At 71.8% G+C, this 15,728-nt stretch carries 16 protein-coding genes and 1 tRNA gene; 15 read left to right on the top strand and 2 right to left on the bottom strand.

What is annotated here, in order from left to right:
• Positions 1–66 precede the first annotated feature (66 nt).
• Both ACFPM7_RS00200 and ACFPM7_RS00195 read left to right on the top strand, forming a co-directional pair.
• Positions 67–1,431: a DUF2252 domain-containing protein gene (locus tag ACFPM7_RS00200; RefSeq protein ID WP_378242417.1), complete on the top strand. Its 1,365-nt coding sequence runs from the start codon at positions 67–69 to the stop codon at positions 1,429–1,431.
• A 12-nt stretch (positions 1,432–1,443) separates the two neighbouring features.
• A complete protein-coding gene (locus ACFPM7_RS00195) occupies positions 1,444–2,985 on the top strand; it encodes an Eco57I restriction-modification methylase domain-containing protein (protein ID WP_378242415.1) in 1,542 nt (513 codons plus the stop codon).
• A gap of 69 nt (positions 2,986–3,054) precedes the next feature.
• On the opposite strand, the gene ACFPM7_RS00190 is transcribed toward ACFPM7_RS00195, so the two are convergent.
• Positions 3,055–3,130: transfer RNA gene (locus ACFPM7_RS00190), tRNA-Gly, on the bottom strand.
• A 234-nt stretch (positions 3,131–3,364) separates the two neighbouring features.
• On the opposite strand from ACFPM7_RS00190, the gene ACFPM7_RS00185 reads away from it, so the two are divergent.
• From ACFPM7_RS00185 to ACFPM7_RS00125, 13 genes are all read left to right on the top strand, one after another.
• A complete protein-coding gene (locus tag ACFPM7_RS00185) occupies positions 3,365–4,762 on the top strand; it encodes a sigma-70 family RNA polymerase sigma factor (protein WP_378242413.1) in 1,398 nt (465 codons plus the stop codon).
• A gap of 131 nt (positions 4,763–4,893) precedes the next feature.
• Positions 4,894–5,337: a DUF983 domain-containing protein gene (locus ACFPM7_RS00180; protein ID WP_378242411.1), complete on the top strand. Its 444-nt coding sequence runs from the start codon at positions 4,894–4,896 to the stop codon at positions 5,335–5,337.
• A gap of 31 nt (positions 5,338–5,368) precedes the next feature.
• Positions 5,369–6,235 carry an Fpg/Nei family DNA glycosylase gene (locus tag ACFPM7_RS00175; RefSeq protein WP_378242409.1) on the top strand — a complete coding sequence of 289 codons (867 nt, stop codon included), beginning with the start codon at positions 5,369–5,371 and terminating at the stop codon, positions 6,233–6,235.
• A gap of 71 nt (positions 6,236–6,306) precedes the next feature.
• The gene (locus ACFPM7_RS00170) at positions 6,307–7,554 is read left to right on the top strand and encodes a histidine kinase (RefSeq protein WP_378242407.1); all 1,248 of its coding nucleotides are present in this window, start codon (positions 6,307–6,309) and stop codon (positions 7,552–7,554) included.
• Positions 7,555–7,588: 34 nt separating this feature from the next.
• Positions 7,589–7,804 (top strand): hypothetical protein, encoded by a 216-nt coding sequence (locus ACFPM7_RS00165; RefSeq protein ID WP_378242405.1) that lies wholly within the window; start codon positions 7,589–7,591, stop codon positions 7,802–7,804.
• Between the two features lie 237 nt (positions 7,805–8,041).
• Complete coding sequence (locus ACFPM7_RS00160; protein WP_378242403.1) at positions 8,042–8,908, top strand: S49 family peptidase; 867 nt, start codon at positions 8,042–8,044, stop codon at positions 8,906–8,908.
• Between the two features lie 104 nt (positions 8,909–9,012).
• Positions 9,013–9,834, top strand: a complete 822-nt coding sequence (locus tag ACFPM7_RS00155) for a LytR/AlgR family response regulator transcription factor (RefSeq protein WP_378242401.1) — start codon at positions 9,013–9,015, stop codon at positions 9,832–9,834.
• Positions 9,835–9,841: 7 nt separating this feature from the next.
• On the top strand, positions 9,842–10,252 hold the full coding sequence (locus tag ACFPM7_RS00150) for a hypothetical protein (protein ID WP_378242399.1): 411 nt from the start codon (positions 9,842–9,844) through the stop codon (positions 10,250–10,252).
• Positions 10,253–10,280: 28 nt separating this feature from the next.
• A complete protein-coding gene (locus ACFPM7_RS00145) occupies positions 10,281–12,062 on the top strand; it encodes a sodium/solute symporter (protein ID WP_378242397.1) in 1,782 nt (593 codons plus the stop codon).
• 243 nt (positions 12,063–12,305) lie between these two features.
• Positions 12,306–12,632, top strand: coding sequence for a DUF485 domain-containing protein (locus ACFPM7_RS00140; protein ID WP_378242395.1), 327 nt, complete (start codon positions 12,306–12,308; stop codon positions 12,630–12,632).
• On the top strand, positions 12,629–14,242 hold the full coding sequence (locus tag ACFPM7_RS00135; protein ID WP_378242393.1) for a solute symporter family protein: 1,614 nt from the start codon (positions 12,629–12,631) through the stop codon (positions 14,240–14,242). The genes ACFPM7_RS00140 and ACFPM7_RS00135 overlap by 4 nt, the downstream gene beginning before the upstream one ends.
• 32 nt (positions 14,243–14,274) lie before the next feature.
• Positions 14,275–14,604, top strand: coding sequence for a rhodanese-like domain-containing protein (locus ACFPM7_RS00130; protein ID WP_378243776.1), 330 nt, complete (start codon positions 14,275–14,277; stop codon positions 14,602–14,604).
• Positions 14,604–15,503: a DUF4328 domain-containing protein gene (locus tag ACFPM7_RS00125; protein ID WP_378242391.1), complete on the top strand. Its 900-nt coding sequence runs from the start codon at positions 14,604–14,606 to the stop codon at positions 15,501–15,503. Before ACFPM7_RS00130 ends, ACFPM7_RS00125 begins: the two co-directional genes overlap by 1 nt.
• On the opposite strand, the gene ACFPM7_RS00120 is transcribed toward ACFPM7_RS00125, so the two are convergent.
• Positions 15,448–15,711 (bottom strand): hypothetical protein, encoded by a 264-nt coding sequence (locus ACFPM7_RS00120; protein WP_378242389.1) that lies wholly within the window; start codon positions 15,709–15,711, stop codon positions 15,448–15,450. The two genes, ACFPM7_RS00125 and ACFPM7_RS00120, sit on opposite strands and share 56 nt — an antisense overlap.
• Positions 15,712–15,728: the final 17 nt, after the last annotated feature.

Here is a 15,728-nt window from a genome sequence, read left to right as displayed (position 1 = left end):
GACATCGCAGGCACTGTTCGGCGAAACCCTTTCTCCGGGACGCCGCTGAGCGCATGATGCCCGCTTATGGGCAAGCGGGAGCAGGCTGCGCGGCAACTCGGGCGGTGGGTCGAGCCGGACGAGGTCGAGGCCGAGGGGCGCGCCCTGCGGGACGCGGTCGGGCACGACGCGCACCGCAAGGTGCTGCTCGCGGCGGATCGGCCCTCCATCGTGGAGTTCGTGGAGCGGTCGAACGTGGGGCGCATCCCGGAGCTGGTGCCGTTGCGGGTGGCGCGGATGGTGGTCTCGCCGTTCGCGTTCTTCCGGGGCAGTGCCGGGCTGATGGCCGCCGACCTCGCCGCCGGGGCGCGGTCCGGGGTGGACGCGCAGCTGTGCGGGGACGCGCACGCGGCCAACTTCGGGCTGTACGGGACGCCCGAGGGCAAGATCGTCATGGACATCAACGACTTCGACGAGACCGTGCCCGGTCCCTGGGAGTGGGACCTCAAGCGGCTGGCGACGAGCATCGTGCTCGCCGGGCGCGAGGGCGGGGTGGGGGAGAAGGCGTGCCGGGTGGCCGCCGAGGACGTCGTCGCCTCCTACCGCAGGACGCTCGACCACCTGGCCGAGCTGCCGTTCCTGGAGTCGTGGTCGGCGCTCGGCGACGAGGCCGTGCTGAGCAAGGTGGCCGCGGACGCGCTCGTGGACGACTTCGCCAAGGCGGCCAAGAAGGCCCGCAAGAACACCAGCGCCAAGGTCGCGGGCCGCTGGACCGCGCGCGGGGACGACCAGCGGTGGCGGTTCATCCCGGACCCGCCGGTGCTGACCGCGGTCACCGAGGGGACCTGGCACGCGGTGGTCGACGCGCTGCCGGACTACGTCGACACGCTGCGCGAGTCCCGGCGGAACCTGATCATGCGGTACGGGGTGTCCGACGTGGCGTTCCGCGTTGTCGGGACGGGCAGCGTGGGCCTGCGCAACTACCTGGTGCTGATGCACGGCAACGGCGACGAGGCGCTGGTGCTGCAGGTCAAGGAGGCCCGGCCGTCGGCGCTGGCGCCCTATGTCGGGCACACCGCCAGGCACGAGGGCAAGCGGATCGTGCACGGCACGCGGCTGGTGCAGGCCGAGACCGACATCCTGCTCGGCTGGACCACGGTGGCGGGCAGGCACTTCATCGTGCGCCAGTTCCGCAACCGCAAGGGCGAGATCGACGCGACCACCCTGGAAGCCGACCACCTGGACGACTACGGCCGGTTCGCGGGCGCGCTGCTGGCCCGTGCGCACTCCCGCTCGGTCGACCCGCGCCTGCTGGCGGGCTACTGCGGCGGCGGCCTGGACGAGGCGATCGCCTGCTACGCGGTCGACTACGCCGACCGCACCGAGGCCGACCACGCCGAGCTGGTCGCCGCCGTGCGCGCGGGACGACTGGACGCCGCCGCCGAGGCGTGATCCGATGCGCCGGTGGACCGCAAGCGGCACGGCCTGCACTACACCCCGCCCGCCCTCGCGGCGTTCGTCGCCGAGCGCGCCCTGGCCGCCGCGCCGCGGCGCCCGCTGCGCGTCCTGGACCCGGCCTGCGGGGACGGCGAGCTGCTGGCCGCCGTCGCCGCCCTGGCCCCCGACGCCGAGCTGACCGGCTACGACCTGGACGAGCGCGCCGTGGCGGCGGCATCGGCCCGGCTGCCGCGCGCGGCCATCGCGCACAAGGACTTCCTGGAGAGCCCGCCGCCGGAGCGCTTCGACCTGGTGGTGACGAACCCGCCCTACGTGCGCACCCAGCTGCTGGGGGAGCGCGCGGCCGAGCTGGCGAAGCGCTTCGGCCTGCGCGGGCGGGTCGACCTGGCGCACCCGTTCGTCGCGGTGGCGCCGAGCCTGCTCGACGACGGCGGGGTGCTCGCGCTGCTGTGCTCCAACCGCTTCCTCAGCACCCGCGCGGGGGAGAACGTGCGGCGGGTGCTGACCGAGGAGCTGTCGGTGCGCGAGGTCTTCGACCTGGGCGACACGAAGCTGTTCAGCGCCGCGGTCCTGCCCGCGGTGGTCGTCGCGGTCAAGGGCGCCGCGCGCGGCGACGCGCGCTACGCGACGGCGTACACAACGGACTCCCCGGCTCCCGAGGGCGACCTGTTCGCCGCGCTGCTGGCCGACTCGGACAGCATGATGTCGTTGCAGGGGAAGGCTTTCGCGGTGTCGGTCGGTGTGATGCGCGACTGGCGTCTGTCCACACCGGAGCGTGACAGCCGGTTCGAGCGGATCGCCCAGCGCACCTGGCGCACGGTCGGCGAGGTGGCCAAGATCCGCGTCGGCATCAAGACGACCGCCGACAGCGTCTTCATCGCCGACTGGTCATCGATGCAGGACCCCCCGGAAGCCGCGCTCCTGCGCCCTCTGCTCAACCACACCGACCTGCGCGCCTGGACCCCACCCGCCGCGCCCGCCACCCGAGTCCTCTACCCCTACCTCGACCGCCCCACCCGCCAGCCGGTCGACCTCGCCGACCACCCCCGCGCCGCCGCCTACCTCGAACGCCACCGCGACCGCCTCGAAGGCCGCGCCTACCTGCGCAGAGCCGGCCGCGAGTGGTTCGAGATCTGGGTTCCCCAACGCCCGTCGGCCTGGCGCGAACCGAAGATCGTCTTCCCGGACATCAGCCCGGAACCGCGCTTCACCATCGACCGCACCGGCTCCATCGTCAACGGCGACTGCTACTGGATCAGCGTCCCGGAGATCGGTGAGGACCTCGCCCACCTCATCCTCGGCGTCGCCAACTCCGCCTTCGGCCTTCGCCACTACGACGACGTCTGCGGCAACCGCCTCTACGCCGGCCGGCGCCGCTGGACAACCCACTACGTCGGCCGCCTCCCCCTCCCCGACCCGCAATCCCCGGCCGCCCGCGGAGTCATCGCCACCGCCCGCGCTTTGATGGCGGGCGACGGGAACCAGGATGGCCTCGACGCCGCGGTGGAGCAGGCCTTCCACGCCCAGTGGGGAGCGGGCGGGCGGTGATCCGACGAGGAGCGCGGCCCGCGCCGAACGCGAATGAGGGCCGATCCGGGTGGATCGGCCCTCATTCGGTGGAGCGGACGACGGGATTCGAACCCGCGACCCTCACCTTGGCAAGGTGATGCGCTACCAGCTGCGCTACGTCCGCGTAACGCGACGAACTATAGCGCCTGCCCTGGACGTGCCCGCACAGGGGGCCACCGGAGCGCCCCTTCGGTCGGACCGGGTAACCCAACCGTGGGAGCGCTCACTCACTCGGTCAGGGGAGGCTGATCGGCGGTGGTTCCTTACCGTTATTCACGGTTGAGGTCCGATCACCCGTCGGATGTGGCATGTTGTTCAGAATTGCCAGGTGTGGCGTGCGAGGGAGGTACCGGGCCGGATGAGCTTGACCGACCGGCCCGCCGAGGAGCCGAGGGCCGTCAACGGGTGTCCCGAGGACCGTGCCCTCCTGGAGCGGCTCCGGGCGGGGGATGACGCCGCGTTCGGGGAGCTCTTCTCCCGGCACAGCGACGCCGTGCGCAGGCTGGCGCTGGGGATCGTGTCCGATCGGGCCGAGGCCGAGGACCTGGTGGCCGAGGCGTTCTTCCGGGTGCTGCAGGCGATCCGCCGCGGTGCGGGGCCGGTCGACAACGTGCGGGGCTACCTGCTGATCGTCGCCCGGCGCGTGGCCTGGGAGTGGAACGGGCGCCGCCGCGACGTGCCGGTCTCCGACGAGGAGCTGGACGTGCGGGTCGGGGCCGACCCGGACAACACCGGGCAGTCCACCGAGCGCACGCTGATCACCCGCGCGTTCACCTCCCTGCCCGAGCGCTGGCGCAGCGTGCTGTGGAAGGTCGAGGTCGAGGGCGAGCGGCCCGCCGTGGTGGCGGGCAACTTCGGGCTCAGCCCCAACGCCACCGCGGCGCTGGCGCGGCGGGCCCGCCAAGGCCTGCGCGCGGCCTACCTGCAGGCGCACCTGACCACCGAGACCCGGCCGATCGGCTGCCGTCCCGTGCTGGAGAAGCTCGGCGCCTACACCGCGGGCGCGATCAAGGGCTCCGAGCTGCGCCGCGTGACCAGCCACCTGTCCGGCTGCGCCTCCTGCACCGCCATGTACGACGAGCTGCGCGACGTGTGCTCCGGCCTGCGCGCCCACGCCGCCTTCATCACCGCCCCGGTGGTCGGCATCGGCGTCTGGGCGCAGGTGAAGGGCTTCCTGGCCGGGGCCAAGACGCAGATCGCGCTGGCAGGCGCCGCCGCCATCGGCGCGCTGGGAATCGCCCTGGTGCCCGGCGGGCCGGACACCGAGTCGACCGCGCTGGACGACCTCGACTCCGACGACGGCATCGTCCTGACCTCCGACGCCTCGGCGCCCACCGCCCCCGCGATCGTCACCACCACCGGCCGGCGAGCCCCGAAGACCCGTTCGGAGACCATCGCCGTCGACGCCCCCGCCGCGGCAGGCGAGGCGACGACCACCTCGGACGCGCCCGCCGTCCCCCCGGCGGGCAGCTCGTCGGAGACGACGACGACCGCCCAGGACGCCCGGGTCGACACCCCGCCGACGTCCGAGGAAGCGGACATGGGCGTCAAGCTCGTCGAGCCCTACGACGAGTCCCTCCCGGTGGTCTACACCCACACCTCGACGCAGCGGAAGTGGCAGGTCTACGACGACCGCGAGGTCTACACGGTCACCACGCGCGAGACCCGGGTCAACACCGCCAACCAGACCACGGTCGCGACGAGTTCCACGGCCTACACCAGCATGCGGCCCACGCCGGACCCCGGCACGCCCTAGTTTGTTGATCACCTGACCCCTCGGTGCGACAATGAGTGTCAAGAACGCCGCCGAGGCGGTAACGTGCGTCTCGGTTGCAGTGACTGACAGCGACGTCCCGGTTACCCCGCTACCGCGCCGAAGGGCAGGACATGACGCGCCAGGTACGTGACGCGAACGGCAGGCTGTGGACGCTGGACGGCCAGCTCGAATGGCGAACCCCGGCGACCGAGGACGACTTCGAGCACGACGTCGCCGCGGGCATCGCGCCCGGCGTCATCATGATCGTGCTGATCGTCACCCTCGGCGTGGTGCTGGTCAGCTGGATGCCCGCCGACGTGGTCGTGCCCGGCTGGCTGATCCTGATCCTGCTGCTGGTCTTCCTGTTCTTCCCGGCCCGCTGGGCGCTGCGCCGCCCGTGGACGCTGACCGCCGAGACCGGCGACGGCGAGGAGGAGGACGGCGAGCCCGTCGAGCGCTGGGTCGGCACGGTGCGTGGCTACTTCGCCGCCCGCGGTGAGATCGCCAAGATCGCCAAGGACCTGCAGCAGGACGCCCAGCCCAGCTGGGAAGGCGTCCTCAAGCCCATCGAGTGACAGGAGCGCCGCGCCGGGCGAGACTGGTCGCGTGCCCGAGCTGCCCGAGGTCGAAGCCCTAGCCCACCACCTGCGCGAGCACGCCGTCGGCCGCACGGTCGCCCGGGTGGACGTGGCGTCGCTCAGCGTGCTGAAGACGGCCTCGCCGCCGTGGACGGCGCTGCACGGGCGGACCGTGACCGGCGCGGGCCGCCAGGGCAAGTACCTCGACCTGGACTGCGACGGCGTGCACCTGGTGGTGCACCTGGCCCGCGCGGGCTGGCTGCGCTGGTCGGACACGCTCTCCGCGGCCCCGCCCAAGCCGACCGGCAAGGGCCCGCTGGCGCTGCGCGTGCACCTCGGCCCGCCCGGGGAGGGCCCCGGCTTCGACCTGACCGAGCAGGGCACCAAGAAGGGCCTGGCCGTCTGGATCACCGACGACCTCGGCTCCATCGAGCAGCTGAGCACCCTCGGCCCGGACGTCATGGGCCTGACCCGCGACGAGTTCGCGGGTCTGCTCGCCGGGCGCACCGAGCGGCTCAAGACGGTGCTGACCAGCCAGCGCGTCATGGCGGGCATCGGCAACGCCTACAGCGACGAGATCATGCACACCGCCCGGCTCTCCCCGTACGCCACGGCGGGCAAGCTGCCCGACGCCGCCGTCGACGACCTGTACGCGGCCCTGCGCACCGTGCTCAGCGACGCCGTCGACCGCTCCGTTGGCCAGTCCGCCGCCCGGCTCAAGGGCGAGAAGCGCTCCGGCCTGCGCGTGCACGCCCGGACCGGCCTGCCCTGCCCGGTCTGCGCCGACACCGTGCGCGAGGTGTCCTTCGCCGACAAGTCCTTCCAGTACTGCCCCCGCTGCCAGACCGGCGGCAAGCCGCTGGCCGACCGCAGGATGTCCCGCCTGCTCAAATAGGCCGGGTGCGAACCGGGGCCGGGGTAGCCTGCGCCCTTGTCTCACCTCCGGCTGGACGGGAGCATGGGCCAGTGGCCGAACTGCTGACCGAGCGCGCCTTCATCGGCGTCCTCGCCACGCTGCTGGTCCTCAGCCTGTTCGTCGTGCTGTGCAGGCCGCGCAAGTCGGGCTCGGTGCAGGACGCCGTGCTCGACGCGGTGTCGCGGCTGTCCAAGGCCGCCCCCGGTCTGCGCGGCGGGCTCACCGAACAGGCCGCCGACCAGGCGAGCAAGCACCTGCTGGAACTGCTGAAGAACGTCGCCGTCGGCGTGTGCGACGCCGACGGGCGGCTGCTGTCCTGGGACGGGCAGGCCAACGAGCACTACGAGGACCTGGAGACGCCGGTCTTCGAGGTCGTCCAGCACGGCACCCGCGCGCACGTCAAGCACGAGGACCTGCAGTGCCGCAAGCGCGGCAGCTGCCCCATGCGCGCCGCGGTCATCGTCCCGCTGATAGTCGACGGCCAGATCGAGGGCGCGCTGATCCTGGTGGGCGGCGTCGACAGCAGGCGTCTGATCCGCGCCGCCGACGAGGTCGCCACTTTCCTGCAGGTCCAGCTGGAGCTGGCCAAGCTGGACGAGCAGAAGCAGCAGCTGGCCCAGGCCGAGATCCGCGCGCTGCGCGCCCAGATCTCCCCGCACTTCATCTACAACGCCCTCAACACCATCTCCGCGCTGATCCGCTCCGACCCCGAGCAGGCCCGCGAGCTGCTGCAGGACTTCGCCGACTTCACCCGCTACTCCTTCCGCACCTCGGGCCTCTACGCCACGATCGCCGACGAGCTGGCCAACGTCGAGCGCTACCTGACCATCGAGTGCGCCCGCTACGGCGAACGCCTCAGCGTGCGCTTCCGCATCGCGCCGGAGGTCCAGTCGGTCGTGGTCCCGTTCCTGGTCCTGCAGCCCCTGGTCGAGAACGCGGTCCGCCACGGCATCGCCAAGAAGCCCGGCGGCGGCACCGTCAGCGTCTTCGCCCACGACAACGGCAACGAAGCCCTCATCACCATCGAGGACGACGGCGTCGGCATGGACGCCGACCGCCTCCAACGCGACCTGCGCGACGCCCACAAGACCGGCTCCCACGTCGGCGTCGGCAACATCAACCAGCGCATGCGCCAGGTCTTCGGCGAGTCCCACGCCCTCATGGTCGACACCGCGCCCGGCCAGGGCACCAAGATCACCCTGCGGGTGCCGAAGTTCCACCCCGGCGTCAGCATCGGCTCCACCCCCTTCGCCCCGGTCGAGGCCGAGCAGACCGGTCCCCAGCAGCCCGTGCGGTAGGTTGCGCGGACTTCTGAAAGTTCAGAACTGAGCCATGGCGACCACCGAGGTGCAGTGGAGCGAGTTGCAGCGCGACCCGAAGGCGGTCGCCGCGCTCGCCGATGCGGGCGACGTGCACGTACGCAGGCGCGACGGCGTCCCCCTGCTGTCAACCAGGGCGGACCGCGTCCGCACGACCACCGAGGGGACTGTCTTCGCCGCGCGGGCGTTGCGCCACACGCTGGTTGAGGATGCCTCCGAGGCGCAATGACCGGGTAGCGCCGCCCCGCGCGCCCGGGCGGCTGGGAGCTTCGATCGGGTTCAGCCGTCGTAGCTGGTGAGAGCTTGGCGCAGTGGCAGTACGAGGTCACCTCCGGCGGCCGGATCTGGTAGTGCCCGGACTCCTCGCGGCGCATCGTCTGGATCATGCACGCTGGGCCCGGTCACCCCAAGGCCACCGACTGATCGCTGAACCGCGTGATCGCGCACCCGCACGTAATGTGGGGTGATGAGCGTGACCGAGAAGCTGGTGTCCCGGCTGCCCCGCATCGGCGAGAAGTCCGAGCGCGCGCCCGTCGTCGCCGTCGTGCGGTTGCACGGCGTCATCAGCCCCACGCCGACGCCGCTGGCCGCGCGCGGGGTCATCAACACCGCGACGACGGAGAGCGCGCTGACGCGGGCCTTCGAGCACGAGCGGCTGGTCGCCGTGGCGCTGGCGATCAACTCCCCGGGTGGGGCGCCCACGCAGTCGGCGCTGGTGGCCGAGCGGATCAGGGAGCTGGCGGCGAAGAAGTCGGTGCCGGTGCTGGCCTTCTGTGAGGATGTCGCCGCCTCGGGTGGGTACTGGCTGGCCTGCGCAGGCGACGAGATCTTCGCGCACGGGTCCTCGATGGTCGGGTCGATCGGGGTGGTGTCGGCGGGGTTCGGGCTGACGGGGCTGCTGGAGCGGTTCGGGGTGGAGCGGCGGGTGCACACGGCGGGGACGCGGAAGGTGCGGCTCGATCCGTTCCGGCCGGAGGAGCCGGAGGACATCGCCTGGCTCAAGGACCTGCAGGGCCAGTTGCACGACCAGTTCACCGCGTGGGTGCGCGAGCGCCGCGGCGGCAGGCTCGTGGGCACCGACGACGAGCTGTTCTCCGGTGAGGTCTGGACAGGGCTGCGGGCCAAGGAGCTGGGCCTGGTCGACGGGGTCGGCACGCTGCGGTCGGTCATCGCCGAGCGGTACCCGGACGCGGAGCTGGCGGTCGCCGCGCCGAAGCGGCCGCTGCTGGCCCGGCTCGGGGTCAACGCGCCGGGCATGTCGACCGCGGACCGGATACTCGCCGCGATCGACGCGGTGGAGGCGAAGGCGTCGTGGTCCCGGTTCGGGCTGTGAGCGGCACGAAACCATAAACGCAGAGTCACGATTGATCTTTCGGTCTCACCCGGTCGACGGACCCCGGGTTTGGCCGTAGACAGGCGTGGGCGACACTCGGCAAGATGCAGGTCACCGTGAGTACCGCGAACCCCACCTCCGGTCTCGTCGTCCTGGCCGTCGACGACGAGCCCGCAGGCATGGACCTGCTGGAGGAACGCCTCACCGGCAACCGGCACATCCGCCGGGTCATCCGGGCATTCGACGCCACCGAAGCGCTGCTGACCCTCGCCGGGGACGACGCCGAGCTGGCCGCGCGCAAGCAGGCCGGGCTGTCGGTGGTCGACGCCGTCTTCGCCGACCTGGACATGCCCGGCCTCACCGGCATGGAGCTGGCCAAGGTGCTGACCGGCTTCTCCCCGCCGCCGGTGCTGGTGTTCGTCACCGCGCACGCGCACGAGGCGGTCAACGCCTTCGACCTCGGCGCGGTCGACTACATCCTCAAGCCCGCCGAGCAGGACCGGATCAACAAGGCCGTCGAGCGGGTCCTGGCCAAGATCGACCGCGACGACGCGGGCAAGCAGGCCGTCGTGCCCGAGCAGCGCGACGACGAGGTCATCCCGGTCGAATTGGCGGGCACCACCAAGCTGGTCTCCCGTGCCTCGGTGCGCTGGGTCGAGGCCCAGGGCGACTACGCCCGCCTGCACACCTCCGACGGCTCGCACCTGGTGCGCATCCCGCTGGCGCAGCTGGAGGAGCGCTGGGAGAAGGCCGGGTTCGTGCGCATCCACCGCAGCTACCTGGTGCCGATCAACCTGATCACCGAGCTGCGCATGGGCGGCTCGGGGTACTCGGTGGTCATCGGGCACGAGGAGAAGGTGCTGCCGGTCAGCCGCAGACACACCCGGGAGCTGAAGGACCGCCTGGTCCGCGGTCAGGGCAGATGATCCGGGCATGAGCAAGCACTCGGCGGGTGACGGGGCGGGCACGCAGCCCGGCCAGGCGGCGCGACCGCGGCGCAAGCGGGTCATCCTCGCCGACTCCGCCGCTCCCGTCACCCTGCTGCGCACCGTCGACGAGCTGGAAGAGCAGACCAGCTGGGCCGAGGAGGTCGTCAGCGAGTTCATCAGGGCGCAGATCCGCTCCGCGGTGCTGCTGGCCTGCCTCGCCATCGGCGTGCTGGGCGTGCTGCCCGCGCTGTTCTTCCTGATCCCCGGCCTCTCGCAGGTGTCGGTGGCGGGCATGGCCCTGCCGTGGCTGCTGCTCGGAATCCTGCCGTTTCCCCTCCTCTTCGGGATTGGTTATTGGTACAACGTGCTAGCCGAGGAGCACGAAAAGGCGTTCGTCGGCATGGTCGAGAAGTAGCCGCTTCTCCCGGCGACCTTGGACGCGAATGGACTTCAACATCTGGGCGACGGCGGGCATCGTGCTCGTCAGCGCCGTCACCTTCGCGCTGGGGTTCCGCAGCTCGCGCCAGGCGAACACCACCCAGGACTTCCTGGTGGCGCGCCGGACCGTGCGCTCGCGGCGCAACGCGGCCGCGGTGTCGGGGGAGTACCTGTCGGCGGCGTCGTTCCTCGGCGTCGCCGGGCTGGTGCTCAAGGACGGCGCCGACGCGCTCTGGTACCCGATCGGCTTCACCGCGGGCTACCTGGCGCTGATGCTCTTCGTCGCCGCGCCGCTGCGCCGCTCGGGGGCCTACACGCTGCCGGACTTCTGCGAGTTCCGGCTGCGCTCGGCCGGCCTGCGCAGGCTGGCCGCGGTGTTCGTGATCTTCATCGGGATGCTGTACATGGTCCCGCAGCTGCAGGGCGCCGGGCTGACCGTGCGCCACATCCTGCCCGGGGTGCCGACGCAGGTGGGGGCCGCAGTGGTCGCGGTGCTGGTGGTGGCCAACGTGGTCGGCGGCGGGATGCGGGCGATCACGCTGGTGCAGGCGTTCCAGTACTGGGTCAAGCTGTTCGCCATCGCCGCGCCCGCCTTCGTCCTGTGCGCGCTGTTCATCGGCGGGGGCGGGGCCCGCGGCATCGGCGCGACCGGCCTGTCGGAGCCGCTGCCGCCGACGTTCACCCGCGACGCGGTCATCCAGGTCGAGACGTCGGTGGTGCTCTCGGTCGACGCGCACGTGCGCCTGGTCGCCGAGGGCACGGTGGACGGCAGGCCCGCCGACGGCACCACGCTGTGGGGTCCGGGCGAGCACGAGGTGGCGGCCGGGTCGACGCTGCGCTTCACCGAGGGCTCGCCGGTCCCGGTGGTCAAGGGCGCGGTGGGCGACAACGCGGACTGGCAGAGCCCCGCCTCCGACGCCGAGGACCTGCTGACCACCTATTCGCTGATCTTCGCGCTGTTCCTGGGCACGATGGGCCTGCCGCACGTGCTCGTGCGCTTCTACACCAACCCCGACGGCCAGGCCGCGCGCCGCACGACGCTGCACGTGATGCTGCTGCTGGGCCTGTTCTACCTGTTCCCCACGATCATGGGCGCGCTGTCGCGGGTGTACCTGCCGGAGCTGCTGGTGACCGGCCAGAGCGACCGCGCGGTACTGGAGCTGCCGATGGCGGTGGTGGACAACGTGTTCGGGGAGATCCTCGGCGCGGTGGTCGCCGCGGGCGCGTTCGCGGCGTTCCTGTCGACCTCTTCCGGGCTGCTGGTGAGCGTGGCCGGGGTGCTCTCCACGGATGTGTTCAAGTCGAGGGTGCGCGACTTCCGCCTGGCCGCGGCGCTGGCCGGTGTCCTCCCGCTGACCGCGGCGCTGCTGTTGCAGCCGTCGGATCTGTCGCTGAGCGTCGGGATGTCCTTCGCGCTGGCGGCCTCGACGTTCTGCCCGGTGCTCGTGCTGGGCATCTGGTGGCGCAAGATCACCTGGGTCGGCGCGGCGGCGGGGATGCTGACCGGCGGGACGCTGGTGCTGACCGCGCTGGCGCTGACGACGGTCAGCGGCTACACCGGCGGCTGGGCGCCGTGGTTCGTGCAGCAGCCGGGGCTGTTCACGGTGCCGCTGTCGTTCCTCGCGGTGATCATCATGAGCAAGGCGACGCACCGGCACATCCCGGCCGAGACCAAGCACATCCGCATGCGGATGCACGCGCCCGACCGGCTCGGGCTGATCAAGGACCGGGCCACCGGTCTGGGTGACTCGCGGGCCAAGCACGTGCTGGGCAGGCACCGCCGCTGACCCGGTGGTGGCGGTTTGGTAAGGCCGAACATCGAGTGAGCGTATTGCTGATCGGGTGAAAGTCGATTCACTCGAATTGGTGACTGGAAACTCATTGTTTGGCATTTGTGACTCGTCTCACGAGATATGCCGTTCGGCGCATCACCCGACGGTCTTGCCGAATTCCCCCGAAATGGAGGAGTAACCGCAGCCGCAACCGGCCCTAGGGTTTCGCCTCGGTCCTCACCCCCGAGCGCGAAGGATGTGACAGTGTCCGCCAGTCCAGCGGAAACCTCCTGGGAGCAGGTCCAGGACGGCCCGGAGTTCACCGAGTTGCGGCGCAGGCTGCGCCGTTTCGTCTTCCCCATGACCGCGGCGTTCCTGGTCTGGTACCTGGTCTACGTCGTGCTCGCCGATTACGCGCCGGAATTCATGGCGCAGCGGGTCGCGGGCAACATCACCGTCGGCCTCGTGCTCGGGATCGGGCAATTCGCGTCGACCTTCCTCATCACCTTCCTCTACGTCCGCCACGCGAACCGCAGGCTCGACCCGCTGGCCGACAAGATCCGGACCGACCTGGAGTCCCGATGACCGCCGCCCACCTCGCCGCCCAGGCGGAGGGCTCGAACGTCGCGCTCAACATCGCCATCTTCGGCGCGTTCGTCGCCGTCACGATGGTCGTGGTGTTCCGCGCCAGCAAGAACTCCCGCACCGCGGCGGACTACTACGCCGCGGGCCGCTCGTTCACCGGCCCGCAGAACGGCGTCGCCATCTCCGGCGACTACCTCTCGGCGGCCTCGTTCCTGGGCATCGCGGGCGCGATCGCCCTCAACGGCTACGACGGCTTCCTGTACTCGATCGGCTTCCTGGTGGCGTGGCTGGTCGCGCTGCTGCTGGTGGCCGAGCTGCTGCGCAACACCGGCAAGTACACGATGGGCGACGTCCTGGCCTTCCGCATGCGCCAGCGCCCCGTGCGCGCCGCGGCGGCGACCTCCACCCTGGCCGTGTCGTTCTTCTACCTGCTGGCCCAGATGGCGGGCGCGGGCGGCCTCGTGGCGCTGCTGCTGGGGATCACCGACTCGACCGGGCAGGCGCTCGTCATCGCCGTGGTCGGCGCGCTGATGATCCTCTACGTGCTGATCGGCGGCATGAAGGGCACCACCTGGGTGCAGATCATCAAGGCGGCGCTGCTGATCTCCGGCGCGGCGGTGATGACGGTGTGGGTGCTCGGCAAGTACGGGATGAACCTCTCCAGCCTGCTCGGCGCGGCCGTCGAGGCCAGCCCGCAGGGCGAGAAGGTGCTCGGCCCCGGCCTGCAGTACGGCGCGACCGGGCTCAGCAAGCTGGACTTCCTGTCCCTGGCCATCGCGCTCGTGCTCGGCACCGCGGGCCTGCCGCACATCCTGATGCGCTTCTACACCGTCCCCACGGCCAAGGAAGCCCGCCGCTCGGTGGTCTGGGCGATCGCCCTGATCGGCCTGTTCTACCTGTTCACGCTGGTTCTGGGCTACGGCGCGGCAGCGCTGGTGGGCCCCGAGGCGATCAGGAACGCCCCCGGCGGCCCCAACTCCGCCGCCCCGCTGCTGGCCGAGGCGCTCGGCGGACCGGTGCTGCTCGGGTTCATCGCCGCGGTCGCCTTCGCCACGATCCTCGCCGTCGTCGCGGGCCTGACGATCACCGCGTCGGCGTCCTTCGCCCACGACATCTACGCCAACGTGATCAAGCGCGGGCAGGCCGACGACAAGGACTCCGAGGTCCGCGTCGCCCGCATCACCGCCGTGGTCATCGGTGCGCTGGCCATCGTCGGGGGGATCGCGGCCAACGGGCAGAACGTGGCCTTCCTGGTCGCGCTCGCCTTCGCCGTCGCGGCGTCGGCCAACCTGCCGACCATCCTGTACTCGCTGTTCTGGAAGCGGTTCAACACCACCGGTGCGCTGTGGAGCATCTACGGCGGCCTCGGCGTGTGCGTGCTGCTGATCGTGTTCTCCCCCGCGGTGTCCGGCAACGCCAAGGCGATGTTCCCGACCGCGGACTTCGACTGGTTCCCGCTGGCCAACCCGGGCATCGTCTCGATCCCGGTGTCGTTCCTGCTCGGCTGGCTCGGCACCGTGCTCGGGCCGAAGGCGGACGCGGGCAAGTACGCCGAGATGGAGGTCCGGGCGCTGACCGGGGTGGGCGCGGAGAAGGCGACTGTCCACTAGTTCACCCGCGCGCTACAGGGGGGCGTGGCAGCATCGACGGCGTGACGAACGTGCCCGAGGTGACCGTGTCCGACATCCCCGCCGACGCCACGCTGCTGGACGTCCGCGAGCAGGACGAGTGGGACGCGGGCCACGCCCCCGGCGCGCTGCACATCCCGATGGGCGAGGTCGCCGGCAGGCTCGCCGAGCTGCCCGACGCGCCGCTGCACGTCATCTGCCGCATGGGCGGGCGCTCGGCGCGGGTGACGCAGTACCTCAACGCCAACGGCTGGGACGCGGTCAACGTCGGCGGCGGGATGACGTCGTGGGCGGCCGAGGGCAAGCCGATGGCTTGCGCCTCGGGGGACCCCGAGGTCATCTAGTGGGGCGGCCGGTCCCGCGGCTGCGCTGGGTGGCGACCCCGCCCCCCGGCGGCCCGGCCGCGCCGCCGCCCGCCCCCCGCCGCGAGCCCTACCTCGGCCCGCCCGCCTACCGCGTCCCGCCCCGCTGGGGCTTTCCCGCGCTGGCCTGGCGCCGCCCGACCTCGATCCCCGGCGTCGACGACCTCACCCCGCCCCCCGTGCGGGTGCGCACCAGGGCCGCGGTGGCCGTCGCCACCCTGTGGACGATGACCGCCCTGGCCACCGCCGCCGCGGGCGCCGAGGTCTTCCGCTACACGCTGCTGGTGCGTGCCAGGTCCAACGCGCTGGAGCGCGACACCGTCGTGCTCTCCGACGCCTTGGTGGTGACCGGCGCGACCTTGGCGCTGATCGCGGGCGGACTCGCGGTGGTGGTGACCGTGTGGTGGCTGCTGGCCGCCCGCCGCGCCGCCGCCGAGCAGGCGGGCTACCGCCCCGCCCGCGACGACTGGCGGGTGCTGCCGCTGCTGCTCGTCCCCGGCGTCAACCTGGCGGTCGCGGGCTCGGTCGTCGCCGAGCTGGAACACGCGGCCCTGGCCCGCCCCGCCGACACCCGCCCCCGCCCCGGCCCCCTGGTCCGCGGCTGGTGGATCACGCTGACCGCCGCGGGCCTGCTGTTCGCCGCCGCCGTCGCCTGGCGCTTCCGCTCGGGCGTGCAGGCCCAGGCCGACGGCGTCCTGCTCACCGCAGCCAGCGACCTCGCCGCCGCCGCGACGGCCGCCGTCACCGCCGTCCTCGTCTCCCGCCTCACCGGCCTGCTCGCCCCGATCGACCCCGCCTCGGTGCCCCGCCTGCGCCTGGTGCGCGTCACCGGAGCGCCGGAGCCCTCTCGTCGGACCCGTCCGAGCACGTCGCGTCGCTGAGCGCGGTCTCCAACCGGTCGCCCGCGTCGATCAGCAGCGCGCCCAGGCGCTTGCAGGTGTCGACGTCATCGATCAGCAAACGCACGGAGCTGGTGTAACCCCTTGATGAACCGATGACAACCTCGATGTCGCCGTCGACCCGGTTCAGCTCCGAGGACATCGGGCTGTGGGAGTCGACCTGGACGTATGACTCGATCTTGATGCTCATGGGCACCTCCTTGTCGC

The organism is Actinokineospora guangxiensis (genome assembly GCF_042657845.1).
Taxonomy (GTDB): domain Bacteria; phylum Actinomycetota; class Actinomycetes; order Mycobacteriales; family Pseudonocardiaceae; genus Actinokineospora; species Actinokineospora guangxiensis.
This window is presented reverse-complemented; position numbering and strand designations above follow the sequence as displayed.